Origin of the sequence: Streptomyces sp. P9-A2, from assembly GCF_036634175.1 — a bacterium.
Lineage (GTDB): Bacteria > Actinomycetota > Actinomycetes > Streptomycetales > Streptomycetaceae > Streptomyces > Streptomyces pratens.
This window is the reverse complement of sequence record NZ_JAZIFX010000001.1, coordinates 2,325,251-2,348,119: the sequence shown is the minus strand read 5'-3', so window position 1 is coordinate 2,348,119 and position 22,869 is coordinate 2,325,251. Positions and strand designations below refer to the sequence as shown.

General features: G+C 70.8%; 24 protein-coding genes and 2 pseudogenes. 11 read left to right on the top strand and 15 right to left on the bottom strand.

Going from position 1 to position 22,869, the window contains the following annotated elements:
- The first annotated feature begins 5 nt into the window (after positions 1–5).
- The 3 genes from V4Y04_RS10635 (at position 6) to V4Y04_RS10625 (ending at position 2,827) form a co-directional block, all read left to right on the top strand.
- A complete protein-coding gene (locus V4Y04_RS10635) occupies positions 6–554 on the top strand; it encodes a hypothetical protein (RefSeq protein ID WP_332427280.1) in 549 nt (182 codons plus the stop codon).
- A gap of 49 nt (positions 555–603) precedes the next feature.
- Entirely contained in the window at positions 604–1,449 is an 846-nt protein-coding gene (locus V4Y04_RS10630) for a hypothetical protein (RefSeq protein ID WP_332427279.1), read from the top strand.
- Between the two features lie 100 nt (positions 1,450–1,549).
- Positions 1,550–2,827 (top strand): lytic transglycosylase domain-containing protein, encoded by a 1,278-nt coding sequence (locus V4Y04_RS10625; RefSeq protein WP_332427278.1) that lies wholly within the window; start codon positions 1,550–1,552, stop codon positions 2,825–2,827.
- A gap of 96 nt (positions 2,828–2,923) precedes the next feature.
- On the opposite strand, the gene V4Y04_RS10620 is transcribed toward V4Y04_RS10625, so the two are convergent.
- The 11 genes from V4Y04_RS10620 to V4Y04_RS10570 form a co-directional block, all read right to left on the bottom strand.
- Positions 2,924–3,382, bottom strand: a complete 459-nt coding sequence (locus V4Y04_RS10620) for an Asp23/Gls24 family envelope stress response protein (RefSeq protein ID WP_332427276.1) — start codon at positions 3,380–3,382, stop codon at positions 2,924–2,926.
- Between the two features lie 170 nt (positions 3,383–3,552).
- Positions 3,553–3,831, bottom strand: a complete 279-nt coding sequence (locus tag V4Y04_RS10615) for a gas vesicle protein K (protein ID WP_332427275.1) — start codon at positions 3,829–3,831, stop codon at positions 3,553–3,555.
- A complete protein-coding gene (locus V4Y04_RS10610) occupies positions 3,828–4,055 on the bottom strand; it encodes a gas vesicle protein (protein WP_332427273.1) in 228 nt (75 codons plus the stop codon). The genes V4Y04_RS10615 and V4Y04_RS10610 overlap by 4 nt, the downstream gene beginning before the upstream one ends.
- Positions 4,056–4,058: 3 nt before the next feature.
- Complete coding sequence (locus V4Y04_RS10605; protein ID WP_332427272.1) at positions 4,059–4,892, bottom strand: GvpL/GvpF family gas vesicle protein; 834 nt, start codon at positions 4,890–4,892, stop codon at positions 4,059–4,061.
- A gap of 19 nt (positions 4,893–4,911) precedes the next feature.
- Positions 4,912–5,253, bottom strand: coding sequence for a gas vesicle protein (locus V4Y04_RS10600; RefSeq protein WP_443079986.1), 342 nt, complete (start codon positions 5,251–5,253; stop codon positions 4,912–4,914).
- Positions 5,246–6,310, bottom strand: a complete 1,065-nt coding sequence (locus tag V4Y04_RS10595) for an SRPBCC family protein (RefSeq protein WP_332427271.1) — start codon at positions 6,308–6,310, stop codon at positions 5,246–5,248. Before V4Y04_RS10595 ends, V4Y04_RS10600 begins: the two co-directional genes overlap by 8 nt.
- 6 nt (positions 6,311–6,316) lie before the next feature.
- Entirely contained in the window at positions 6,317–7,012 is a 696-nt protein-coding gene (locus V4Y04_RS10590) for a histone protein (protein WP_332427269.1), read from the bottom strand.
- Between the two features lie 7 nt (positions 7,013–7,019).
- Positions 7,020–7,280 (bottom strand): gas vesicle protein GvpG, encoded by a 261-nt coding sequence (locus V4Y04_RS10585; protein ID WP_332427267.1) that lies wholly within the window; start codon positions 7,278–7,280, stop codon positions 7,020–7,022.
- A 1-nt stretch (position 7,281) separates the two neighbouring features.
- The gene (locus V4Y04_RS10580) at positions 7,282–8,031 is read right to left on the bottom strand and encodes a GvpL/GvpF family gas vesicle protein (RefSeq protein ID WP_332432784.1); all 750 of its coding nucleotides are present in this window, start codon (positions 8,029–8,031) and stop codon (positions 7,282–7,284) included.
- A 2-nt stretch (positions 8,032–8,033) separates the two neighbouring features.
- Positions 8,034–8,504 (bottom strand): gas vesicle protein GvpJ, encoded by a 471-nt coding sequence (gene gvpJ, locus V4Y04_RS10575; protein WP_332427265.1) that lies wholly within the window; start codon positions 8,502–8,504, stop codon positions 8,034–8,036.
- Positions 8,505–8,538: 34 nt separating this feature from the next.
- Positions 8,539–8,859 (bottom strand): gas vesicle protein GvpO, encoded by a 321-nt coding sequence (locus V4Y04_RS10570; RefSeq protein WP_332427264.1) that lies wholly within the window; start codon positions 8,857–8,859, stop codon positions 8,539–8,541.
- Positions 8,860–9,049: 190 nt separating this feature from the next.
- On the opposite strand from V4Y04_RS10570, the gene V4Y04_RS10565 reads away from it, so the two are divergent.
- Positions 9,050–9,220 (top strand): hydrophobic protein, encoded by a 171-nt coding sequence (locus V4Y04_RS10565; RefSeq protein WP_332427262.1) that lies wholly within the window; start codon positions 9,050–9,052, stop codon positions 9,218–9,220.
- A gap of 749 nt (positions 9,221–9,969) precedes the next feature.
- Here the strand turns inward: V4Y04_RS10565 and V4Y04_RS10560 are convergent.
- A complete protein-coding gene (locus tag V4Y04_RS10560; protein ID WP_332427261.1) occupies positions 9,970–10,383 on the bottom strand; it encodes an SCO4225 family membrane protein in 414 nt (137 codons plus the stop codon).
- A 307-nt stretch (positions 10,384–10,690) separates the two neighbouring features.
- Here V4Y04_RS10560 and V4Y04_RS10555 point away from each other — a divergent pair, with 307 nt between their 5' ends.
- From V4Y04_RS10555 to V4Y04_RS10540, 4 genes are all read left to right on the top strand, one after another.
- Positions 10,691–13,096 (top strand): sensor histidine kinase, encoded by a 2,406-nt coding sequence (locus V4Y04_RS10555; RefSeq protein WP_332427260.1) that lies wholly within the window; start codon positions 10,691–10,693, stop codon positions 13,094–13,096.
- A complete protein-coding gene (locus V4Y04_RS10550; protein WP_332427258.1) occupies positions 13,093–13,773 on the top strand; it encodes a response regulator transcription factor in 681 nt (226 codons plus the stop codon). Before V4Y04_RS10555 ends, V4Y04_RS10550 begins: the two co-directional genes overlap by 4 nt.
- A 497-nt stretch (positions 13,774–14,270) precedes the next feature.
- Positions 14,271–15,254: an arabinan endo-1,5-alpha-L-arabinosidase gene (locus V4Y04_RS10545; protein ID WP_332427257.1), complete on the top strand. Its 984-nt coding sequence runs from the start codon at positions 14,271–14,273 to the stop codon at positions 15,252–15,254.
- Positions 15,236–15,559 (top strand): family 43 glycosylhydrolase, encoded by a 324-nt coding sequence (locus V4Y04_RS10540; protein ID WP_332427256.1) that lies wholly within the window; start codon positions 15,236–15,238, stop codon positions 15,557–15,559. Before V4Y04_RS10545 ends, V4Y04_RS10540 begins: the two co-directional genes overlap by 19 nt.
- A 96-nt stretch (positions 15,560–15,655) precedes the next feature.
- Here V4Y04_RS10540 and tnpA read toward each other — a convergent pair.
- A pseudogene (gene tnpA, locus V4Y04_RS10535) lies at positions 15,656–16,106 on the bottom strand (IS200/IS605 family transposase).
- A 23-nt stretch (positions 16,107–16,129) separates the two neighbouring features.
- Here tnpA and V4Y04_RS10530 point away from each other — a divergent pair.
- Positions 16,130–17,410 (top strand): RNA-guided endonuclease InsQ/TnpB family protein, encoded by a 1,281-nt coding sequence (locus tag V4Y04_RS10530; RefSeq protein ID WP_332427254.1) that lies wholly within the window; start codon positions 16,130–16,132, stop codon positions 17,408–17,410.
- 56 nt (positions 17,411–17,466) lie between these two features.
- Positions 17,467–17,970: pseudogene (locus V4Y04_RS10525) on the top strand (RICIN domain-containing protein); the annotation flags it as partial.
- 80 nt (positions 17,971–18,050) lie between these two features.
- Here V4Y04_RS10525 and V4Y04_RS10520 read toward each other — a convergent pair.
- Together V4Y04_RS10520 and V4Y04_RS10515 are read right to left on the bottom strand one after the other, a co-directional pair.
- Entirely contained in the window at positions 18,051–19,811 is a 1,761-nt protein-coding gene (locus tag V4Y04_RS10520) for a pyridoxal phosphate-dependent aminotransferase (protein ID WP_332427253.1), read from the bottom strand.
- Between the two features lie 265 nt (positions 19,812–20,076).
- A complete protein-coding gene (locus V4Y04_RS10515) occupies positions 20,077–21,237 on the bottom strand; it encodes an aldose epimerase family protein (RefSeq protein ID WP_332427252.1) in 1,161 nt (386 codons plus the stop codon).
- Positions 21,238–21,620: 383 nt separating this feature from the next.
- On the opposite strand from V4Y04_RS10515, the gene V4Y04_RS10510 reads away from it, so the two are divergent.
- Positions 21,621–22,865, top strand: coding sequence for an RNA-guided endonuclease InsQ/TnpB family protein (locus tag V4Y04_RS10510; protein WP_332427251.1), 1,245 nt, complete (start codon positions 21,621–21,623; stop codon positions 22,863–22,865).
- Positions 22,866–22,869: the final 4 nt, after the last annotated feature.

Genomic DNA, 22,869 nt, shown 5'->3' with positions numbered 1-22,869 from the left:
ACCCCATGAAACGCGCGGTCCGCGCCCTCGCCGGAACCCGTGCCCGGCCGCTGCCGGCCGTGCTGCTCGCCCTCACCCTCACCGCGGGCGGCTTCGCGGCGTGGGCGGGACAGGACTGGTACCGCGCGGCCCACGACGACCGGGCCGCGTACGCCGGGCAACGGGACGAGGCGCTCGCCGCCGGGGAGCAGGCGGTGCAGAACCTCAACACGCTCGACCACCAGAACCTGGACCGGGGCCTCGACCTGTGGGAATCCTCGACGACCGGGGAGCTGCACGACCAACTCGCTTCGGGTCGAACGGAGTTCGCCGATCAGGTGAAAGCGGCGGAGACGGTCACCACGGCCCGGGTGCTGTCGGGCGCGGTCACCGAGATCGACGACCGCGCCGGACGCGCCCGGGTGCTGATCGCCCTGCGCGTCACCGTCGAGGCGGCCGACGGCGCGAAGACCGACAAGGACAGTCGCATGCTCGGCGAACTCACCCGGACCGAGGGCCGCTGGAAGCTGAGCGCCCTGGGCCAGGCACCCGTGGGCGGCACACCGGCCGGCTGACCCGGCCCCGTGCAACGCCAGCCGCCGCACCGAGGAGGACACCCGCACGATGTCGACGACCCGCCATCACATCAACCGCCAGCGCCGCCGGCAGGCCCGTGAGACCCGCCCCTCCGCCGGGCCCCGGCCGGGCACCGAGAGCCGGCCCGGCACGGGCGACACGGCCGTCCTCCCCCCTCCGGCCGAGCCGGCCACGGACGGGAAGACGGCCGGGAAGGCGCCCGGAACGGCCGGGAAGGCGCCCGGAACGGTCGGGAAGGAGGCGCCCGGGGGCGCGGCCGGCGGGAAGAACCCCCGGGACCGCCGCGGCCCGCGCCGCCCGGCCACGACCCTCGCGGTCCTCTGCGCCCTGACCCTGCTCCTCGGCGGCTTCGCTGGCTGGGCCCACGCACGGGCCGAGGCGCTCCGGGACGACCCCGCGCGGAGCAACACCGCCCTGACCGACCTCGCCCGCACCAGCGAGATCAAGGGGCAGACGGCCAAGGCCGTCGAGGCGCTCTTCTCCTACGACCACACCGACCCCGGCGCCCTGGAGAAAGCCGCGAAGGACCTCCTCACGGAGAAGGCGGTCGGCCGGCACGACACCCTGCTCGCCGACGTCCGCGAGCGGGCCGACGCGCAGAAGGCGCTGATCACCACGACGGTCACCGAGAGCGCCGTCGAACGCATCGACGGCGACCGGGCCCGGGTCCTCGTCTACGCCGACCAGAGCAGTGTCGGCACCGCCGGAACCAAGCCCTCCGCGAAGAAGGACGGGAAGGCCACGAAGGGCGAGCAGGGCGACCAGGAGCAGCGGCAGAACGAGGGCGTGTACGCCGGGGCCCTGCTCGCCGTGGACGTCGTCCACCGTGACGGACGCTGGCTCGTCTCCGACATCGACACCTTCGGCCGCTGAGAGCCGGCCGCGCGACCGACCTCGTATGCACGGCCCCGCACGTACGGCCCCGCGCGCACGGCCCCGCACGTACGCCCCGCATCCGACAGGAGTGACCGCCATGTCCTTACCCCGTGCACGACACCGCGCACGCGCACGACGTCGGCGTCCCGGCCGGGCCCGCAGGAGACTGCGGACGACCGCCCTCGCGGTGACGGCCGTGGCTGCCCTCACCGCCTCCCAGGCACCCGGCCTCACCCGGGACGTGAAGGACGCCCACACCGCCTCCTCGACCGGCGACGACGGCAGGCCGACGGCGGCAGGCATCCCGTACGCCGAGCTCGCACCGCCGGGCGACGGTTCCTACCACACCGACATCCCGCCCCTGAAGGTGCCGGACGTCGCGTCGGCGGCCCCGGCGCTCTTCCGCGACCTCCGTTCCCAGTCCGGCATCCCGGCCACCGTGCTGCGCGCCTACCGGGCCGCCGAGACCTCCGTCGGCAGGACGGACCCCGGCTGCCGGCTGCCCTGGGAACTGCTCGCGGCGATCGGCAAGGTCGAGTCCGGCCAGGCGCGCGGCGGAGCGGTCGACAAGAACGGCACCACACGGGGACGCATCACCGGCCCGCCGCTCAACGGCCGGGGTTTCGCCCTGATCCGGGACACGGACGGGGGCGCCCACGACGGTGACACGGTCCACGACCGCGCGGTGGGGCCGATGCAGTTCCTGCCGTCCACCTGGTCCCGCTGGGGCGCGGACGGCAACGACGACGGCCGCGCCGACCCGAACAACATCTTCGACGCGGCCCTGGCGGCCGGGCACTACCTGTGCGCGGGCGACCGGAACTTAGGCCGGGCCGCGGACCTGGACCGGGCGATCCTCAGCTACAACCACTCACGCGCCTACGTGAACCTGGTCAGGCACTGGCTGGACTTCTACAGCCGGGGAGTCCACACCGTCCCCGACGGCAAGGGCGTCATCCCCAGGAGCCCCGGCGCGGGCGGCGACACCCCGGCCACCGAACCCGCCGACACCGAGGACGAGAACGGCGACGGCATCATCATCGGCCCGGACCCGGCCACCCCCACACGGCCCCCCTCCTCGTCCCCGTCACCCACCGCCTCCCCCTCTCCCTCCCCGTCGTCCCCGTCACCGGGCCCCTCCGCGCCGACGGAACCCCCGGAGAGCGAGACCCCCTCCACACCACCCGAGGAGTCCCCCACCGAAGACCCGTCGCCCTCCCCGGACCCCACCGACCCGGGCCCCACCGACCCGGGCCCTTCACCCACCGAACCGGACGGCTGCTCCCCGGAGTCAGGATCCCCGTCCCCCGACCCCACGTCTTCCCCGACCACCTCCCCGTGCCCCACAGACCCGGCCGCACCCTCCGCCGACTGAGCCGTCCCGGAGACATCGGCCGAGTCCGTCAGCGGTTCCCCTCAGGTAACGGTGTTTCCCGCAGGCAGGGGTGCGAGGCGGGTCGGGAGACCCGCGTCATTGGACGCGGGAACCCGAGGAAACGCGCTCCGTGCCCTCGTCGCCCTCATCCGCCCCCGGGACATGGACGTCGAGGACCTTGATGTTGATCTCGACGACCTCCAGTCCGGTCATCGTCTCGACCGCGTCCGTGACCCGGGAGCGGACCTCCCTCGCGGCCTCCAGGATCTCGATGCCGTACTCCACCACGACATCGACGTCGATGGCGGTCTGCTTCTCGCCCACCTCCACCTTCACACCACGACTGGGGTCGGTGGAGCGGGACACCTTGTCCTTGACCGCTCCCAGAGCTCGCGAGGCGCCCCCGCCGAGAGAGTAGATTCCCTCGGTCTCGCGCACGGCTATGCCCGCGATCGTGGAGACCACGGTGTTCGCGATGACGGTCGTCCCAGGGGTTTCACCCGCGGTGCCGCCCGTGCCCAGGGCAGTGCCGCTCAGACTGTCGTTCGTCGTCATGAGTTCCTCGCACAGAGCTGTCGGGGAGGGGGGTGGGCCGGATCCGGCGGATGCCATCCACCGGCATCCACCGCCTCGCGCCCTCACTCCACTGTGCTCCGGAAACCGGTCCTCCGCCATTCGGGTGAGCGGCCGGCGGAGGCACCGGATCCACCCGCCCCGTCTCCCCTTCAGTCCCGGGGCAGCAGGGTGCCGAGCGGCCCCAGATCGAGGTTGAGATCCTCCGGGCGTACGCCGTGCTGCTCGCAGAGTTCCGTCATGCGCTGGTCGAGCAGCATGAGGGTGGTGCCGATCTCGTCGGTCTGGTCGTCGGTGAGGTCGCCCTGGTCGATGCGCCGCAGGGCCTGCCGTTCCATCAACTGGCGCAGGAGCTCCACCACGGTGAGGACCAGGGCGACGAGATCGCGCCCCATCTGCTCGGAGTCCAGGTCGACCCGTGAGGCCGTCACAGCGGCCCACTGTCGGCCCAGGGGGCGGGGACGCGTTCACTGACCGACGACAGCAGGGCGTGCAACGACACCCGCACGAGCGGGACATCGGCGATCGCGATGACCAGGTCCCCACTGACGACGACCCCGGTCGCCAGGACCCGGTCCAGAAGATCGACCAACGGCACCCCGATGGGGCCGTTCAAGGGGCCCGGGGTGTCCCACGGCACCACGTCGTGCGTCACCCCTCACACCTCGCCCACGAAGGAGTAGGGCACCCACGGGCCCGAGAGTTCGATTCCGGCGCCGGTGTTTTCCCGCAAGTCCTGTGCCAAAAGCTCCAGTTCGGCCGACCGGTGCTCGGCGACCAGGTAGGTGGCGTTCAGGACCTGGACGCGGTGGTCGCCGACCGCTCCCGGGCCGTGCGGCCGGAGCCGACGGGACGCCTTGGCGATGCGGCACACCCGCGTGTCCACGGTCTCGGCGACGCGCAGGGACTCCTCCCGCTGCCGCTCGCGCCGTGCCCGCAGGTTCCGTTTGCGTTCCAGATAAGCCCGCCCCGCTCCCGGAGCCGGACGGCCCCGGTCGCCCTGCGTACTCGGCGGGCTCGGCGTGCCCGGCCGCTGCGCCGCCCCGCCGCCGTCATCGCCCGGAGAGCCGGTCGCGTAGACCTTCACGCCCCATTCGGCATGGTGCGCGATGCGCTTCAGGGCGGTGTGGAAGCGCGCCGACTCGTTGCCCAGCACGCGCTCGGCCCTGTCCTCCGCGGTGTACAGCGTCGCCAGGGGCAAGGGCACCGTGGGTGCCTGGGCGGCGACCGCCGACACGACCTCGTGGTGGGCCCGCGCGTACCGTTCGAGTTCGGGCTCGTCCGTCAGACGCTCCTGCCAGGCCTCGTCCGTGAACTCGGCGGCCCGCACGGTCTGCACGATCGCGGTGAGCGAACCGAGGGAAAGCGTCCGCAGGGGTTCGTCCCGGGTGACCCCTGCCACCCCGTCGAGAACCGGACTTCCGTCGGCGCGGCAGACCGCGTACACGTAGAGGGCGGTCGTCCCCGGGGCTCCGGGGCTGCGCTCCGTCATGCCTCTGTCCCTCCCCGGCTCACGCATCGGACGACGCCATGTCCCGGGGCCCGGATTCGAGTGCCTCCAGGCGGGCGCGCAGTTCGCGGTTCTCCTCCCGCAGAGCGCTTCGCGCCGCGCGGGAGCTGAGCGCCGGATCGGTCTCCCACCAGTCGATGCCGGCCTTCTTCGCGGTGTCCACGGAGGCCACGAAGAGACGCAGCCGGATGGTCAGCAACTCGATGTCGAGAAGGTCGATCTTGATGTCGCCGGCGATCACGATGCCCTTGTCGAGGACGCGTTCGAGGATGTCGGCGAGGTTGGTGTTCGGGGGCCCGGGGACGGGGTGGTCCATGTCGTGCCGGAAGTCGAGGTCAGTCACGACGCGCCCTCCGGGAGCGCCGCTTGGCGGGCTTCTCCTCCTCTTCCTCTTCCTCCTCCTTGTCTTCCTCCTCGTCCTCAGGGCCGGGCTCCTCTTCGTCCTCGTACTCCTCGTCCTCGTCCTCGTCTTCTTCCTCGTCCTCGCCCGTCAGCTGATCGTCCGCGGCCTCGCCGTCCTCTTCCTCATCCTCGTACTCCTCGTCTTCCCGGCCGTCCTGGTCCTCTTCTCTTTCTTCCTCCTCCTCCATGGCCTCTTCGTGGGACTTGACGACTTCTCCGTCGCGGATCTCGCCGCGCCAGGCTTCGGGTTCATCGTTGGTGAGCGTGACGTACCGCTGGAAGTGCTTGAAGTCCAAGCGGACACGGCGCCCTTGAGCACGCCAGAGGTTGCCCGTCTTCTCGAAGAACCCGGAGGGGTAGTACTCGAGGACCAGGACGATGCGCGTGAGGGAGGGAGCCAGTTCGTGGAAGCTCACGGCACCACGCGTGGTGCCCTTGGCGCCTTCCGACGTCCACACGATGCGTTCGTCGGGCACCTGCTCCTGGACCGTCGCCTTGAAGCTGCGCGAGGACGGTCCGATCTTGACCTTCCAGTTGCTGCCCGTCTCGTCCTCCATCGAGACGTCCTGAACTCCCTTGGTGAAACCGCTGAACTGGTCGTACTGGGTCCAGTGGTCGTAAGCGGTACGCAGCGGCACTCCCACATCGAGCACCTCGATGATGTTCATGAGCTTGCCGCCGCCCGACTTGCGCTTTCCCTTTCCCCCGCCGAAGGTCTCTTTGGCCTTTTCCACGACACTGTCCTTGACGCCCTTGGCCTTTTCCGAGACGAATGCCTTCACCGGTGAATCGCCCTGAAGGACGCGTGAGCCGATCGCGGGCAGGGACCCGCCGTTCTCCGCGACGTCGGTCAGCCGGTTCGTGACGCCGGTCAGCTTGTCTCCCGCCTTCTCGGCGAGTTTCCCCGTCTGTGCGCCGAGGAAGCCGGACAGCTCCCCCCGGAGCCTGCTCAATCCGGATTCCTCTGCCTCGGGTTCTGTGTTCTTCGACTTGGCCATGATCGGCTACCTCCGACGCTTCGTGCGCTGGGATTCGGTCTCCTTCGCCGGAGATTTCTTCTTGGCCGCCGTCTTTTTGGACGGAGCGGACTTCTTGGCGGCCGTCTTCTTTACCGGAGCCGTCTTCTTCGCTGCTGTCTTTTTATCCGCTGTCTTCTTGGCAGGGGCGGACTTATTCGCCGGGGTCTTCCTTCCCGGCGGCCGCTTTTTCGGCTTCCGCTCGGGGCGCTCCTCTTCCTCTTCCTCTTCCTCTTCCTCTTCCTCCTCGTCCTCCGGGCCGGGCTCCTCTTCGGCCTCGTACTCGTCGTCCCCGTACTCCGCGCCTTCGTCGTCCGGCGTCTCTTCGTCCTCGCCCTCGTACTCGATGTCCTCGTCCTCGTCCCGCGGAGGTTTGGTGAGACGGGCCGTGCGGCCACTGATCGAGTCGGCCAGTGAGCTCAGGCTGCGGTTGGCGGTGGCGGTCATGGCCTTGCGGCCCGCGTCGAGGACCTCGCCCCGGATCTGCTCCTGGAGCTGGGCGAACTGGGGAACCTCTCCGAGCCGGCGGATCCCCTCCGCGGCGAGCTGTCGGGGCTCCAGACCGAACCGCCGGCCGGCCAGGTACGTGGCGACGGTGATGGCCAGCCGCCCTTTCCTGGTCCGGCCCAGTAGGTAGCCGCCGACCACCGCGGCCCCGAGGACAGCCTTGGACTGGTCTTCCATCAGCGCGTCACCTTCGTTCGCGATCGTTGTGTGCCGGACCGACCCGCACGGCGTGCAGTCGGTCGAGCAGCCGTTCTTCTTCTCGTTCGAACTCGTCCACAGTGATGTCGCCCGCCTCGAGCTCCTGGTTGAGCACCGCCAGCTGCGTACGCAGCACGGCGGGGTCGTGCAACTCGCGCTCGGCGGCGTCGTGGAGTTTCTCGGCCACCCAGACCACGCCCCGGACCGGTGCGATGGGCAGCGTGAGCAGGCCGGTGATCAGTCCCATGTCAGGCCCCGCCCACGGGTACGGGGCGGGCCTCGGACGAGACGAAGCTGTAGCAGGGGAGCGGGCCGGCGAGCCGGAGCTCCACATGCTCCCGATGAACGTCCGCGAAGGCCCGGGCCCGGGTGAGGAAGGTGTCGGTGTCGCCGCGGTCGACGAGGAAGGACATGTTGAGCGCACAGCCCGGGACAGTGGGGCCCGCTGCCACGGCGCGGGCCCCGGGCGTGAGTTCACGCACCATGCGCCGTCCCGCCGCCGCCGCTCTGCGGGTGAGCGCGGTGGTGACGGCTTCGCCCAGTCGGATACTGGCCTCGTAGCCGGGACGCCGGCGCGCGGCGTCGCGAAGCCGCCGTACGTCCTTCTCCTCGGCGACGAGGGCCGCCAGCGCGTTCTGTGCCGGAAGTGCCTTGACGTTGATCTCGAAGCGGCCGTCCAGCTGTTCCAGAGCGGCGGCATGGCGGGACCCGGCGGCGGCCAGCTGATCGAGGACCGTCTCCTCGTCCGGCGCGACCATGCCGAACCGCATGGGCAGCACCGGCCCTTCGTCCGCCAGGCGCATCAGGAGTTCCTGGTGTGCCAGCAGGTCGCGACGTCGCGCGCGCAGCTCGGGCGGTGCGTCGCTGACGACCGCGTCGAGCGGACCCTGCCCGATCGTCCGCACCGGGGCGGGAGGGGACCCCACACCGCCGAGCCCTTTCGGGAGCGCCGTTCCCGCCCGCAGGATCGCGTAGACGTACACCCCGGCGGTCGCCACGGTCATGCCTCCTCGCGGCGTCGGCTGCTCTTGCGTGCGGGGGCGCGCCGCTTCCTCGGGCGTTCCTGCTGCTCGCCCTCGCCCTCGTCCTCGTACTCGTCGTCGTCGGACGTGTCGTCGCCGCCACCCACCGCTTTGCGTAGGGTGTCGCCCACGGTGTCGGCGGCCTTGCGCACCTTGCGCTTGCCGACGGCCTTGGCCGCCCCGCCGCCGAACAGTTCGGGAACCGTGGTGCTGCCTGAATCGCGCTCGAGGTCCAGCCGGTTGCACGCTTCCGCGAACCGCAGGTAGGTGTCCACACTCGCGACGACGATGCGCGCGTCGATCTTGAGGATCTCGATCCCGACCAGCGAGACCCGTATGAACACATCGATGACCATGCCGCGGTCGAGGATCAGTTCCAGTACGTCGTACAACGTGCCGGCGCGAGGCGGGCAGGCCACTACTTCGTCCGAGTAGGTGGTCACGGGCATGGAAGTTCCTTCCAGCGGAGGGAGCGGACACGGATCACTCGTCGGCCGCACCCCGTCGGTAGCGGCGGACCCTGCGGTACTCCAGGAGGTCGCCGGACCGGTCGAGTAGCACCTCGTACGAGGCCAGGAGACTCGTGGTGTCGGGGATCCGCGGAACCTCCAGAACGTCCACCACCACGCACCAGCCGTCGTCGGACCGCCGAACGGCGGACACGCCCTCCGCCGGGTGGTCGATCAGCCCCGCCAGGCTCTGGAGGGCAGTACGGGCCGCGTGCTCGGGCCCCCGCGCGGCTCCCGTGCGGCGGGCAGGGGCCGTCTTGGAGCTCCCGGCATCGGAGCGACGTGGTTCTGCCATACGGTCAGTTTTGGCACTCCTGGCGGCCGCGCATCTCGAGCGAGGCCATCCGTGCGAGGCACGGGACACGAGGCGGGTATGCCGAGGTGGCGCGGGCGCGCGTTTTCCCGCTACGACATAAAAGAAACATCAAGACAGCACGCGTGCTACGAGAACTCCGGGGCATCTGCTCTCTCGGAGGTTGATAACTATGGTTCCCCTGCTTCTTGTACTCCTGCTGGCCCTTGTTCTTTTCGGTGCCGGATTCGCCTTGAAGGCACTGTGGATCGTGGCGGTGATCGTGCTGGCCGTGTGGCTGCTCGGCTTCGTCATGCGCTCCACCAATACGGGCGGAAGCCGAGGCCGGTGGTATCGCTGGTAGAGCAAGGAATGCGCCTCACCTGAATGCAGGGTGGCACCGGATCAATTTCCGGTGCCACCCTGCATTCATTCCTGGACGGGGCCGTCGAGCCCGGCGTGTGTCCCCTCTCCCCCTCCGTCGGCATGACGTGGATCTTGCGGCGGGAGAGACGCCCTTCCAGGGTGGAGCCGAATGCCGTGTTCGGCCGCCGCTCCTTGCGTAACCTTGGCCGCTCGGTTCGCGCGCCCCGGGCACCGGTCCCCGTGGTAGCCCGGGCACTCGGCTACCACGACAGAAGCACCATCCGAATCGCCACCGAGACAGGCGTTCCTGGAAGAGCTACGCTCCGGGCGCTTGCATCAGCCGACAGGCACTGTGGCAAGGGCTGAGCGGATCCGGCCACAGTCACAGCCACCGTCACCGGGCGGATCAGCCGCCGGCCAGGCCCTAAGGAACTGTGTCTCCGCATCGTCCCGCCCTGCGCACATTCCGGGGACCGCATTGAGGGCGGCCAGGGCCCGGCACCAATCCAGCACACGGTGAGGGGACAGGCCAGGAACCAGTGCCGCCAGCTCCTCGACCCTTGCTGCGGCCCGCGGCCCGCGGCCCGCGGCCCGCCGTGGACACCGGGGAGGTCACCCCGGACGAGCCGTCCGTCTGTCATGACCGGGGGAAGGGCCCTGAGCGATCGCCGGCTCGGAGCGGTGCGTGTCACGCACTCCCCCTTTCTCCGGTCGGGCGACCGCCCGCCGTCGCACCCGGGAGCGGTATCAGGACTCCGGGTCCGGGCGCCCCCGGCGCAGGACGCTGGTGCACCAGCTGATGACCGCGGCGTTGACCGCGGCCCCGAAGACGAGCGAGGCGAGGAACATCGAGCCGTGTTCCGGCAGGACAGAGACGACGAGGCTGCAGGGGGCCGTGACGAGGAGCGGGAGGACGAGCGCCATCGACTCGCCGGAGTCGTCGGTCACGGTCGCCACCACCGCCCACACGAGCACGGCCGCGCAGAGCGCGAGGTAGGCGAGCGCGGCGAGGCCGACGCGGTCGCGCAGCCGGCGCGGGAGGGACGGGCGGGAGTCCGCGGCGGCACCGGTCATGGGGGCACTCCTGGAGTGGGTCGAGCGGTCGGAGACGGATGCCGGGCGGGTGCGGTCGGGCGAGGCGAGAACAATGCGCTTGGACATGGGAAATCCCCCTGGAATCGTGTGCGGTGGAGAATCGGACGCGCCCTCTCGCCCGGGTACGGCGTGTACGGCGGGCAAGGACCGCTGAACGCGGCGAAGGCGCTGGTGGGACGTTCTCGGGGAGGCGGTGGTCGGCCGTCTTCTCGATGTGATCGAGCCTAGGTCCGGGCACACGGCGCGGTCGTCGCCCTGTGGGATGACCGGCGGATGGAACCACGGGCAGAGCATCTGCAACCCAGGTAAGAGACGGGAATCCGCCTTCAGCGGGAGCCGGGCCCCTCGTCCGCGGTCATAGCCTTGGCGTCTCATGAAGCGAACCGACGACCGGTTTCTCCCGGTCCTGCTGATCTGTGCCCAGGCCCTGGTGTGGCCGGGGGCGCCGCTGGTGCGCGGGGCGGTCCCGTCCGCGGGCGCCCTCCTGGTGGCGGTGCTCGTCGCCGTGGTGGTGACGGCCGCGCTCGTCCTGCGCCGCAACCGTCCGGTGGTCGCCCTCCTCGTGGTCGTCGCCGCCTGCGCGCTGGGCGCCGGCCCGCTGCCCGCCGGGGCGACGGCGGTGCTCGGCACGGCCGGGGTGGGGCTGGCCCTGTTCACGGTGGCGGCCCGGCGGGACGCCTTCACCGCGGTGCTGTGCGTCCTGACGCTCACCCTCTGGCAGCCGCTGTACAACGTCAGCCTGCACGGGATCAGCAGCCGCGACAGCCTCCACCTCGCCCTGACGGCGCTGCTGTACGCCGCCGCGTGCGGCGCCGGTGTCCGCGCACGACGGACCCGCCGTGCGCGCCGCGCCGCCGAGCGGTTGCGGCAGCGTACGGAGGCCGAGCGCCACCGCCTGCCGGCGGTCGAACGGCGGCGCATGGAACGGGAGCTGCACGACGTCAGCGCCCACCATCTGACCGCCGTGGTCGTCACGGCGGGAGCTGCGCTCGGGCTGCGCGACCGCCGCCCCGAACTCGTCGAGGAGGCACTGGACTTCGCCGTTGGCACCGGTCGCGAGGTCACCCGCGCGCTCAGTGCCGTACGGGCCCCGGCGCCCTCCCGCGAGGACGTTCCCTCACCGGAGGAGCGGCTGCAGGATCTGGTCGCGGGCTTCCGGCGCCTGGACCAGCGGGTCGACTGTGAGATCGACCCGCTGCCGGACGGCACCGTCGCGGACGCGGCGCACGGCATCGTGCGCGAGGCGCTGACCAACGTGGCGCGCCACGCTCCCGGCGCGCGGACGACGGTGCGCGTCCGGTACGGCGACACCGGCACCGACGTCGTGGTCACCAGCTCGGCACCGCCGGCCGGTGCGGCGGCGCACGGCGCGGGACTCGGCGGCGGACGTGGCCAGGGCTTCTTGCGGTCGCGGGCCCGTGAGGCGGGCGGCACCCTGGTCACCGGCCCCACGGCGGACGGCGGTTGGGAGGTGCGCGCGGCTCTGCCGGGCCGGACCGGAGCCCCGGTGGAACGTTCCGTCCCGCGCGGTTACCGCCTGGCGCAGCTGACGGCCGCGTTCGGCCTGATCGTCCAGCCGATGCTGCCGGTGCTGGTGCTCCACCGGGAGGAGGTGCAGCCCGGTGCGACGGTGCCCGCGGGCGTGTTCTTCGGGCTGCTCGCCGTGGCCCAGGCGGTCGCCCTGCTGTGGCTGCGCAGGTCGCCCCGCGCGGCCCGGGGTGCCCTGCTCGCCCTGGTCCCGCTCTGGCCGGTGGCGATGTCCGCGGGCCACTACACCGGCCCGGTGCTGTTCCCTCTCGCGTTGAGCCTGCCGGCCACCTGCGCGGCGCTCGTGGCGGACGCCGCCCGGAGGGCTGCCGCCCCGTCCCGCGCCGGAGCCCGCCCCCCGCACGCGCGGGCAGCGGACACCGCCGGTCCGTCGGCCGTGGGCACCGGCACCCGCTCGCGCCTGACTTCGCCCGCCACCTGGCCGGTGAGGCGCCTGGTTCTCCCGGTCGCCGCCGTGGCCGTGCACGCGGGGGCCGCCACGGCGGCGGTCCTGGACCGGGGCACCACACTCCCCGTCGTGGCGGTCGTCGCGGGGACGACGGCCGCGACGGCTCTGGTGGCCGGCGCGAGCCGCTGGGCCGGGACCCGGCGCGGCCGGCGCGAGCGGGCCGCCCGGGGCGCCCACCAGGACCGGCTCGTCACGTGGACCGAGGAGGCCGTCCGGGACGCGTGGGCCGAGCGTCGCAGGATCGCCGCCGGACTGGAGACCACCGTCCTCTCCCGCACCGCCGACATGGTCGCGGAGGCGGAGGCGGGCCGCCTCGACGCGACCGCCGAGCGCGCCCGCGAGGCCCTGGCCGCGATGCGGGCCCTGCTCGACGCGGTCCGCGACGCGGAGGCGGAGCCCGCCCTGCGGCCCCAGCCCACCCTGCAGGCGCTCGACCTGCTCGCCCACCAGTGCCGGGCCACCGGCCGGGACGTGGAGATACGGCTGACCGACCGCGTACCGGCCCGTCTTCCCACCGCCGTCGACCTGGCCGCCTACCACGCCGCCGAGACGGTTCTGGCCATCGGCGGGGACGAACCCGCCGTCGTCGAACTGGACGCGGACGCGGATACGTTGACGCTCACCGCCACCGGAGTGCCCGACACCGCGGACACGGCCGCCGACGAGCGGCTGGCCACTCGGGTGACCGCACTCGGCGGCACGCTGACCACCGGCCCCCGGGGCACCGTACGGATCCGGCTGCCCCTCGCGGGCGCGCCGGACATCGAGAAGGGACAACGATGAGCCTCGACGTGCTGGTCGTCGACGACCAGAGCATCGTGCGGGCGGGATTCGCCGCCGTGATCGACGCCGAGGAGGACATGACGGTCGTCGGTGAGGCCGCCGACGGCGCCGCCGCGGTACGGCTCGCGGAGGAACTGTCGCCCGACGTGGTCGTCATGGACGTCCGCATGCCCGAACTGGACGGCATCACCGCCACCCGCGTCATCACCGGCCGCCAGGACGCGCCCAAGGTCCTGGTCCTGACCACCTTCGACCTCGACGTCTACGTCTTCGACGCGCTGCGCGCCGGCGCCTCCGGCTTCCTCCTCAAGGACGTCCACCCCGCCGAACTGCTCCAGGGAATCCGGATGGTGGCGACGGGGGAGAGTGTCCTCGCGCCGTCCGCGACCCGCCGCCTCATCGGCCACTACGCGTCCGGACGGGGCCCCGCGGTCCCGGCAGGCAGCTCCCCCGGGCTGGACAGCCTGACCGGCAGCCAGCGCACCGTCCTCACCCTGGTAGCCTCCGGCCTCACCAACGGGGAGATCGCCGAGCGGCTCGGCATCACCGTCGGCACCGTGAAGTCCCACGTCAACGCGCTGCTGCAAAAGCTGGGCCTGCGGGACCGCGTCCAGGCGACGATCCTCGCCTACGATCTCGGCCTCGCCCGACCGAACCCGCCCGGCATCCGCCTCTGACCGCTCGACCCACTCCAGGAGTGCGCCCATGAGCGGTGCCGCCGGAGACTCCCGCCCGTCCCTCCCGCGCCGGCTGCGCGGGAGGGACGGCTGCGCGACCGCGTCGGCCTCGCCGCGCTCGCCTGCCTCGCGCTCTGCGCGGCCGCGTGCCGGGGCGGGACTTCGAGTTGACGCTCACTCGCCTCGCCGCCGGCGTCCGCGTCGAGGTGGCCGATACGCGTACCGGGCCGCCGTATCCGCCTGAGCCCGGTGGCGTGGGAACCCACGCCCTCTCTACGAGCGCGGGCGCGGGCTCCTGCTGGTCGAGGCGCTCGCCGAGCGGTGGGAGGTGGTGGACCGGGAGCCGCCGGCGAAGACCGTCCGGGCGGAGGTGGGCGTCGATTGGGGCTGCGAGGGTCATTGACGCGCAAGTGGTTCGATTCTACGGTCCCGTTCGAACTTGCGATCGTCGTTCGACATCACGGACACGCTCTGGCCCCCACCGCAAGGAGACCCGTATGCGCCGCCGCAGCTCCTTCCGTCAACGCACCGTCCTCCTCGCTCTCCCCACCGCCGCCCTGCTCGCCCTCATGCCCACCACCGCGTCGGCGTACCCCAACCCCGGTCGGGTCACCGGCTCCGTCATCACCCACGATCCGTCGATGATGCGGACGTCGTCGGGGCAGTACCTGCTGTACGCGACCGGTGGCGGTATCAGCAACAAGACGTCGAACGACCGCACCGCCTTCAGCGCCGGGGCGGACGCCTTCAACTCCCGGCCGAGCTGGTGGCGGACCTACTCCTCCGTGCCGGAGGCGTGGGCGCCCGACATCTCGTACCACGGCGGCAAGTACCTGATGTACTACTCCGTCTCGAAGTTCGGCTCCAACACCTCCGCCATCGGGCTCGCCACCTCCAGCACCGGGCAGCCGGGGAGCTGGACCGACCAGGGCACCGTCCACACCTCCAGCTCCTCCAGCGACCACAACGCCATCGACCCCAACCTCTTCGTCGACGACGACGGCAAGTGGTGGCTTTCCTTCGGCAGTTGGTGGACCGGGATCAAGATGATCCAGATCAACCCGTCCAGCGGGAAGCAGCTCTCGAGCAACACCACCCGCTACTCTCTCGCCTCCCGGCCCACCGGGACCAAGGCCGTCGAGGCGCCCTTCATCGTCAAACGGAGCGGGTACTACTACCTGTTCGCGTCCTACGACACCTGCTGCGCAGGCACCAGCTCCACCTACAAGGTCAAGGTCGGCCGCGCCACCAGCATCACCGGGCCGTACCGAGACAAGAACGGCGTCTCGACGATGAGCAACGGCGGGACGCCCGTGCTGGAGTCGCACGGCAGCATCGTCGGCCCCGGCGGACAGTCGATCATGAACGACGTCGACGGCGACCTGATCGTCTACCACTACTACGACGCCAACGACAACGGCACCCCCAAGCTCGGCATCAACCTCCTGAACTGGAGCAGCGGATGGCCCGTCGCCTACTGACCCTGCTGGCCGCACTGCTGCTCGCCCTGTCGCTCGGGCAGTCCTCCGCGCAGGCGGCCTCGTTCGGCAACCCCGTCAAGGCGCAGAAGGGCGCCGACCCCTGGATCGTCCGCCACGGGGGCGACTACTACCTGATCAGCACGTCCTGGACCGACGTCATCACCATCCGCAAGTCGGCCACCCTCGCCGGGCTGAACACCGCGCCCAGCGTGCAGGTGTGGCAGGGCGACGCGGCCTCCCGGTGCTGCAACATCTGGGCGCCCGAACTGCACTACCTCAACGGCCGCTGGTACCTCTACCTCTGATCTTGGCCAGTGCTCCGCCCTTCAGGGCGGGGGTGAAGGCCGTCCTTGGCCCGGAGGCGCGGAGTGCCGGAGTGCTCTTCGTCTCCGGGTTGACGGTCAGCCGGGACGCTGCCGGCTTTCGATGTACTGCTTGACGACGGTCAGGGGCGCCCCGCCGCATGATCCTGCGAAGGAGGAGCCGGACCGGAAGTGTCCGCCCCACGGGTACCGGCGGACATGCGTGGTGTACTCCCCCAGCCTTCGGCCGGGAGGTGCCGCCAGGCGGAGCCTGCGGGAGCTGACGCCCTTGAGGGAGTCGACCAGCTTGGAGAGCTGGACCTTGGGAGGGTAGTGCACGAGCAGGTGGACGTGGTCCTGTTCGCCGTTGAACTGCTTCAGCCCGGCTTCGAAGCCGGCACAGACCTCCCGCATGACCGCCTCGGCGCGGCATGGTGTCGGTGAACGTCTTCCGCCGGTATTTCGTAACAAAAACCAAGTGAACATGCAGGTGGTGAACAACATGGCGGCCGGTTCCGGCACCGGGGTCAGAGTCCCAGCGCGGTGACACCAACCATGGCTATTCTCGTGATCGTGAGTCGAGACACCCTGGTCAAGCGGCAGTTCGGGCACCGTGCCCGGCTTGCACTGTCGCCTTCCGGGGTTCGCGCGGTGGATGACCAGGCGCACGCGGCCCGCACCCTGTGGAACCTGCTGCACGCCTGGTGGCAGATGATGCCGAAGGAGAAGCGGACACTCAAACACGCGGACGCCGCGATCCGCCAGGCCCGTAAGGACATCGACTTCCTGGTCGTCCTGCCCGCGCAGGCGGCGCAGGCGGTACTCAAGACGTACTTCCGGGCGTGGAAGAACTGCTGGGAGCACCGGGCCGACGCCCCGAACTTCAAGAGCCGCATCCGCACGGTGATGTCCGTGGACATCCCGCAGGGCCGGGACCTGAACATCACCCGGGTGCACCGACGCTGGGGGCAGGTCAACCTTCCCAAGGTGGGCCGGGTCCGCTTCCGGTGGACCAAGGACCTGCCCGTCGGCAAACGTGCCACCGTGGAGAACCGGATCACCGGGGCCCGGCTGATCAAGGACGCGCTCGGCTGGCACATCGCCTTCCGCGTCCAGACCCTTCAGGCCGCACCCGGGCCCCACCAGGGGCCGGACATCGGCATCGACGTCGGTATTACCGTGCCGATCGCCCTCTCGGACGGCGAGACGTACGAGCACGGCGCATGGCTGACCGACAAGGAGAAGACCAGGCTCCTGCATCTGGAGCAGCGCGCCGCGCGGCGCAAGCAGCGCCGCAGGCCCGGCGAGCGCACCAGCCGCCGGCTGCACCGCACCTATGACCGGATCGCGGGACTGCGCGCGAAAGCCAAGCGCCGGGCCCTGGACTGGCAGCACCGCACGACCACCACCATCGCCCGCACCTACGCCACCGTCGTGGTCGAAGCACTCACCATCCCGAACATGGTCAGATCGGCCAGGGGCACCATCGAGGAGCCGGGGAAGAACGTCGCCCAGAAGTCCGGGCTCAACCGTGCCATCAGCGGCGAGGCCTGGGGGCGCACGGTCACCCTGCTGACCTACAAGACCGCCCGGCACGGCGGCACCCTGCACAAGGTCCCCGCCCCCAACACCTCCAGGCGCTGCTCGGCGTGCGGCTTCACCACGCCCGGCAGCCGGGAGTCCCAGGCCGTGTTCGTGTGCAGGAACCCGGACTGCGGCTGGTCGGGCAACGCCGACCACAACGCGGCCCGCAACGTCTTGCACCTGTACCGGACGGGCCTCGCGCTCGTCCCGGCTGCCGGGAGGGCAGTCGTCAGGCGCGCGCAGCGCGTCAAGCCCGCTGCCGCAAGGTAGGCGGGAATCTCCCGGCTTCAGCCGGGAGAGCACTTCAACACGCCAACGACTCCACTTCCGACGGCTCACCGAACCTCGGTACGCCCGTACGGCTCGGGGCGAGCCAGACCGGACCCTCGGGCGAGCCGTCGGCCGTCACCGCCACCTACACCCTCACCAACCGCAACAGCGGCAAGTGCCTCGAAGTCGCCGGGAGTTCGACCGCCGACGGAGCCAATGTGCAGCAGTACGCCTGCAACGGCGGAGCCAACCAGCGCTGGCGGCTGGAGGATCTCGGCGACGACACCCACCGGCTGGTCAACGTCGCCGGCGGCAAGGTGCTGGACACCGAGAACTGCTCCGCCGTCGACGGGGCAGACCTGCGCCAGTGGTCGTGGCTGAACAACACCTGCCAGCGGTTCCGGTTCGTCGCCACCGACAGCGGCCACGTCCGGATCGTCAACCAGGCCAGTGGAAAGGTCGCCGACGTCGCCGACTGCTCCACCGCTGACTCGGCCGACGTACGGCAGTGGACCTGGCTGAACAACACCTGCCAGCAGTGGCGGCTCAACCCGGTCTGACCGACCGGTCCGGAACCCAGGTGCGTCGGGGTGCGTGCTCGGCACCCCGACGCGTCCGTGGATCCCGTGGGGGGCTCTTGTCAGCTCAGCGGGGCCATGCCCGCCGCCTCCGGCCAGCTCTGTGGTCCGGACCAGCCGGTCCCCGGGGCCTGGGACAGACCGTCGGTGCCCCTGACCTGCGCCGCCGTCAGACCGCCACGGGCGGGAACCCCGGGCGGCGTGGGACCGGTGGGCATCTGCTGGGACGGGTACGACGCCGCGGCGGGCATCGGGGCGGGCGCGGGGACCGGAGCCTGAACCGGAGCCGCCAGAGGGTGCTGCGGCATCTGTTGAGACACCTGCTGGGGCATTTGCTGCGGTATTTGCTGGGGAATCGGCTGTTGCGGCACGGGCGGGGACGGCACGGGCGGGGCCTGCATGGGCGGGGCTTGCACGGGCTGTGGTGCCTGCTGGGGCATCTGCTGCGGCCCCGACGAGGCTGCCGCCGGCATGGGCATCCCGCCGCTCGTACCCATCGGAACCTGGGACGGGACGGCGGGGAGCGGCATGCCGATGCCGGCGGCCGGAGCGGCGGGCAGGCCCGGCGCCCCCGTACCGGCGCCGATGGCCTGGGCGGCGAGGCCCTGGGTACCGGCGCCGTTGGTCTCGCTGAACAGGCGGTCCACCGCCGCCGTGCCCGAGCTGTAGCCGGTCCCTGTGGCCTGCTCGGGCACGGCGGCTCCCCTCCTGGAGGTCCCGTAGAGCACCTGTTCCAGGCCGGACACCAGGCGGCGTACGTCCACCTGCGGACGTACCACGAGACGCAGGAAGCGGCTGGAGGAGCCGATCTTGTTGCCGCACTCGCGGACCAGGAGCCGGTGCTCGGTGAGCATGCGGTCCCGGACCACGGTGCCTTCGGCGCCCACGGGGAGGCGCACGAAGAGGAAGTTGCCCTGGGACGGGTAGACCGTCAGACCGGGCAGTGAGGAGAGCTGGCCGGACATGTCCATCCGGTCGCGGCGCACCTGGTGGAGGCTCTGCTGGTATTCGGTCCCGTGTTCCTTCAGCATGAACACCACGTGCTCGGCGAAGGAGTTGAGGTTCCACTTCGGCAGCATCGAGCGGATGCGGCCGGCGAGCGAGGGGTTGGCGACGAGGTAGCCGAACCGGATGCCGTGCAGTCCGAAGTTCTTGCCGAGGCTGCGCAGGACGATGACGTTGGGGCGCAGCATCGCCTCCTGCACCACCGACGGTTCCACCTCGGCGTCGGCGAACTCCAGGAACGACTCGTCGATCACCACCAGGTCGAGGTCGGCCATCGCGTCCATGAACTGCACGATCGCGTGCTTGTGCAGGAAGCCGCCGTCGGGGTTGTTGGGGTTGCAGATCACCGCGACCTTGGTGCCCCGCGCGCGGATGAACTCGGCGTACTGGGCGAGGTCGAGGGCGAAACCGCCGGACTCCTGGAGCGGGAACATGTCGACCCGCTTGCCGGTCTCCATGGGCTGGTCGGTCCAGCGGCCGAAGGTGGGGACGGGGACGGCGAGGGACTCGCGGACCAGCAGGTGGTCGATCCAGGTGATGAGTTCCGTCGATCCGTTGCCCATCGCCACGCACTGCGGCGGGAGCCGGAGCAGGCTGCACAGCTCGGCCGTGATGGTGTCGGCGCTGCTCGGGTAGTACGTGATGATCTCGCGCAGCCGCGTCGCCATGTCCTCGAACATGGCGGGGGTGGGGAAGTACGGATTGCAGGGAATGCAGAAGTCCACCAGGCCGGCCCCGTCGCTCTCCCGAGCCAGCGCAGCCATCGAAGGGCTGTGCGCCGCGTTGCTGCGGAACAACGAGGCGACGTTGTCGGCCATGGAACCTCCGTGTACGGCGGGCCCGCCGGGGATGTACCGGGCCCGTCATGCGTGGGTGGCCCGCGCGGGGGAGCACGGGCCACCCGTACATACGGAGGGGGGTGTGGCGCTGTTCAACCGGTGTGAAAAAAGTGTGACGACGTGAACCCCGGGCGGGGTTTATGCGTCACGCCTCCGCGGGCCGGCCCTCCTCGAGGGCCGTCAGGACCCGCGCCAGGAACCGCGCAAGGGCCCGTCAGGACCCGTGCGGGCCCGGGTTCGGGGCTCAGGTGTCGAACGAGTGCACCGTCGTCGTCCGGTATGTCTCGCCCGGCCGCAGCACGGTCGACGGGAAGGACGGCTGGTTCGGCGAGTCCGGGAAGTGCTGGGTCTCCAGGCACAGCCCGTCGCCCTGGCGGTAGACCCGCCCGCCGGTGCCGACGAGGGTGCCGTCGAGGAAGTTGCCGGAGTAGAACTGCAGTCCGGGCTCGGTGGTGGCGATCCGCAGGGTGCGGCCGGAGGACGGGTCGCGCAGGGTGGCGGCGTGCCCGGGGCGGGTGGTGACACCCTTGTCGAGCACCCAGTTGTGGTCGAACCCCTGCCCGTACAGCACCTGTGGGTGGGCGACGCGGAGGTCCCGGCCGACCGGCTTGGCGCCGCGGAAGTCGAAGGGGGTGCCGCCGACCCGGGCCCGTTCACCCGTGGGGATCAGCCCCGCGTCGACCGGCGTGTAGCGGGCGGCGGCGATGGACAGTTCGTGGTCGCCGATGGAACCGCTGCTCTCGCCGGCGAGGTTCCAGTAGACGTGGCTGGTGAGGTTGACGACGGTGGCCCGGTCGGTGGTGGCCGCGTAGTCGATACGCCAGTCGCCGTGCCGGGTGAGGGTGTACGTCACCTTCGTCCGCAGGGTGCCCGGGTAGCCCATCTCGCCGTCGGCGCTGACGTAGGACAGGCGCAGTCCGACATCGGAGCCCTCGGTGAACGGCTCGACGTCCCAGACCCGCTTGTCGAAGCCCCGGTCGCCCCCGTGCAGGCTGTTGGCGCCGTCGTTGACGGAGAGCTGGTGGGCCGTGCCGTCGAGGGTGAAGCGGCCCTTGCCGATCCGGTTGCCGTAGCGGCCGATCAGGGCGCCGAAGTACGGGCTGGAGGCGACGTACTCCTCGAGGGTGTCGAAGCCGAGGGAGACGTTGGCGTGGCGGCCCCGGCGGTCGGGGACCTCCAGGGACTGGACGATGCCGCCGTAGGACAGGACCTTCAGCCGGGTCCCGCCGTTGGCCAGCGACCAGCTGTGCACCTTCGTGCCGTCCGCGAGCCGGCCGAAGAGGGTCCGCGCCGGCTTCCCCCTGCCCGGTGAGGCGTGGGCCGTACCGCCGAGGGCGGTGGTGGCGGCCGCTCCGGCCGCCGCCGCTCCGGCTCCTGCGATGACCGTGCGTCTGCTCAGTTCCATGTGCAACTCCCGAAAGCGAAGGGGCCCCGCCGTCCGGCGGGCCCGAGCTGACTGACCGAGGACTCTTACAGAAGGGCCTCAGCGCATACGCCGGGGGCGAAGGCGTCTCAAGGCTGTTTTGACGTGCACCTCAGAGCGCACGTTGTTGCTGTTCGATGGAGTGGCGGATCAGGAGGTGAACGTGGTCGTGATCGCCCGCCGAACTTCTTCATTTCCCCTTCCTCGCAGACCGTGCGCATGACCTCTGCGCAGCATGTCAACATCTCGTGCCGGTACCGCGTCACAAGAATCAAGCGCATCTCTCCCTCATGGAAGTAATGCGTCTTATATGCCTTTCGTTGTTCCGTGACGCGTTGAGGGAAATGGCCGTAGCGTTTTGGTTCGTGCAGCTTCGCTATAACTATCGGGCCTACCCGGATGCCTCCCAGCGCCGTGCGCTGGCACGTGCCTTCGGGTGTGCCCGTGTGGTGTGGAACGACTGCCTGCGCGACCGGAAGGAAGCGCACGCGGCCGGGCTGCCGTACGTGACGTCGGCGGAGCTGTCCCGGCTGCGCATCACCCAGGCCAAGCGCACCGACGAGCGCGCCTGGTTCGCCGATGTCTCCGCGGTTGTCCTGCAGCAGTCCCTGCGGGATCTGGATGCCGCCTACAAGAACTTCTTCGACAGCCTCAAAGGCAAGCGGAAGGGCCGCAAGGCAGGCCCTCCCCGCTACAAGTCGAAGAAGGACACCCGTCAGTCGGTCCGTCTCACCGCCAGCGCCTTCTCTCTGAGGGAGAACGGCACGGTGTATGTGGCCAAGGTCGGTGAACTGGCGGTGAGGTGGTCCCGCCCGCTTCCGGCCGCACCCACGTCGTTGACCGTCACCCGGGACAGCTGTGGACGGCACTTCCTCAGCTTCGTCGTGGACACCGAACCGGACCTTCTCCCCAAGGGAGAGATCGATACCGGTATCGACCTCGGCCTGACCGCCTTCGCAGTCCTCTCCGACGGGCGGAAGATCGGAAGCCCGCGCTTCCTGCGCCGGGCGGAGAAGAAGCTCAAGCGCGGTCAGCGGGAGCTGTCTCGGAAGACGAAAGGATCGAAGAACTGGGCCAAGGCCCGCCGCAAGGTCGCACGCTGTCACGCGAAGGTCGCGAACCAGCGCCGGGACTTCCAACACAAGGCATCCACACAAATCATCCGCGACAACCAAGCGGTGTACGTGGAGGACCTCGCGGTGTCCGGTCTCGGCCGCACCCGGCTTGCCAAGTCCGTGTACGACGCGGGATGGTCCGCGTTCGTCCGGATGCTGGAGTACAAGGCGGTCAAGCACGGCCGCACCTTCGCCCAGGTGGACCGTGCTTTCCCGTCCTCTCAGATCTGCTCGGCCTGCGGCTTCCGGGACGGTCCCAAACCCCTGCACGTGAGGGAGTGGACGTGCGGGGCGTGCGGCACCGTGCACGACCGTGACCGCAACGCGGCCTGCAACGTCCTGTTCGAAGGACGCCGTATCGTCGCCGCCGGACGGGCGGAGACGCGAAACGCCTGTGGAGTGCCGGTAAGACGGGCACGTGTGCCCGCACAGCGCGGTGAAGCAGGAAGCCCCCGGAAGGGTCAGACGGCCCAGACCGGAATCCCTGGGCCTTAGGCCA

Bases quoted from the DNA above. Each gene is read 5' to 3' on its own strand.
- V4Y04_RS10635 (WP_332427280.1), top strand. From the start codon at position 6: ATGAAACGCGCGGTCCGCGCCCTCGCCGGAACCCGTGCCCGGCCGCTG.
- V4Y04_RS10630 (WP_332427279.1), top strand. From the start codon at position 604: ATGTCGACGACCCGCCATCACATCAACCGCCAGCGCCGCCGGCAGGCC.
- V4Y04_RS10625 (WP_332427278.1), top strand. From the start codon at position 1,550: ATGTCCTTACCCCGTGCACGACACCGCGCACGCGCACGACGTCGGCGT.
- V4Y04_RS10620 (WP_332427276.1), bottom strand. From the start codon at position 3,382: ATGACGACGAACGACAGTCTGAGCGGCACTGCCCTGGGCACGGGCGGC.
- V4Y04_RS10605 (WP_332427272.1), bottom strand. From the start codon at position 4,892: ATGACGGAGCGCAGCCCCGGAGCCCCGGGGACGACCGCCCTCTACGTG.
- V4Y04_RS10595 (WP_332427271.1), bottom strand. From the start codon at position 6,310: ATGGCCAAGTCGAAGAACACAGAACCCGAGGCAGAGGAATCCGGATTG.
- V4Y04_RS10590 (WP_332427269.1), bottom strand. From the start codon at position 7,012: ATGGAAGACCAGTCCAAGGCTGTCCTCGGGGCCGCGGTGGTCGGCGGC.
- V4Y04_RS10585 (WP_332427267.1), bottom strand. From the start codon at position 7,280: ATGGGACTGATCACCGGCCTGCTCACGCTGCCCATCGCACCGGTCCGG.
- gvpJ (WP_332427265.1), bottom strand. From the start codon at position 8,504: ATGCCCGTGACCACCTACTCGGACGAAGTAGTGGCCTGCCCGCCTCGC.
- V4Y04_RS10570 (WP_332427264.1), bottom strand. From the start codon at position 8,859: ATGGCAGAACCACGTCGCTCCGATGCCGGGAGCTCCAAGACGGCCCCT.
- V4Y04_RS10565 (WP_332427262.1), top strand. From the start codon at position 9,050: ATGGTTCCCCTGCTTCTTGTACTCCTGCTGGCCCTTGTTCTTTTCGGT.
- V4Y04_RS10560 (WP_332427261.1), bottom strand. From the start codon at position 10,383: ATGTCCAAGCGCATTGTTCTCGCCTCGCCCGACCGCACCCGCCCGGCA.
- V4Y04_RS10555 (WP_332427260.1), top strand. From the start codon at position 10,691: ATGAAGCGAACCGACGACCGGTTTCTCCCGGTCCTGCTGATCTGTGCC.
- V4Y04_RS10550 (WP_332427258.1), top strand. From the start codon at position 13,093: ATGAGCCTCGACGTGCTGGTCGTCGACGACCAGAGCATCGTGCGGGCG.
- V4Y04_RS10545 (WP_332427257.1), top strand. From the start codon at position 14,271: ATGCGCCGCCGCAGCTCCTTCCGTCAACGCACCGTCCTCCTCGCTCTC.
- V4Y04_RS10540 (WP_332427256.1), top strand. From the start codon at position 15,236: ATGGCCCGTCGCCTACTGACCCTGCTGGCCGCACTGCTGCTCGCCCTG.
- V4Y04_RS10520 (WP_332427253.1), bottom strand. From the start codon at position 19,811: ATGGCCGACAACGTCGCCTCGTTGTTCCGCAGCAACGCGGCGCACAGC.
- V4Y04_RS10515 (WP_332427252.1), bottom strand. From the start codon at position 21,237: ATGGAACTGAGCAGACGCACGGTCATCGCAGGAGCCGGAGCGGCGGCG.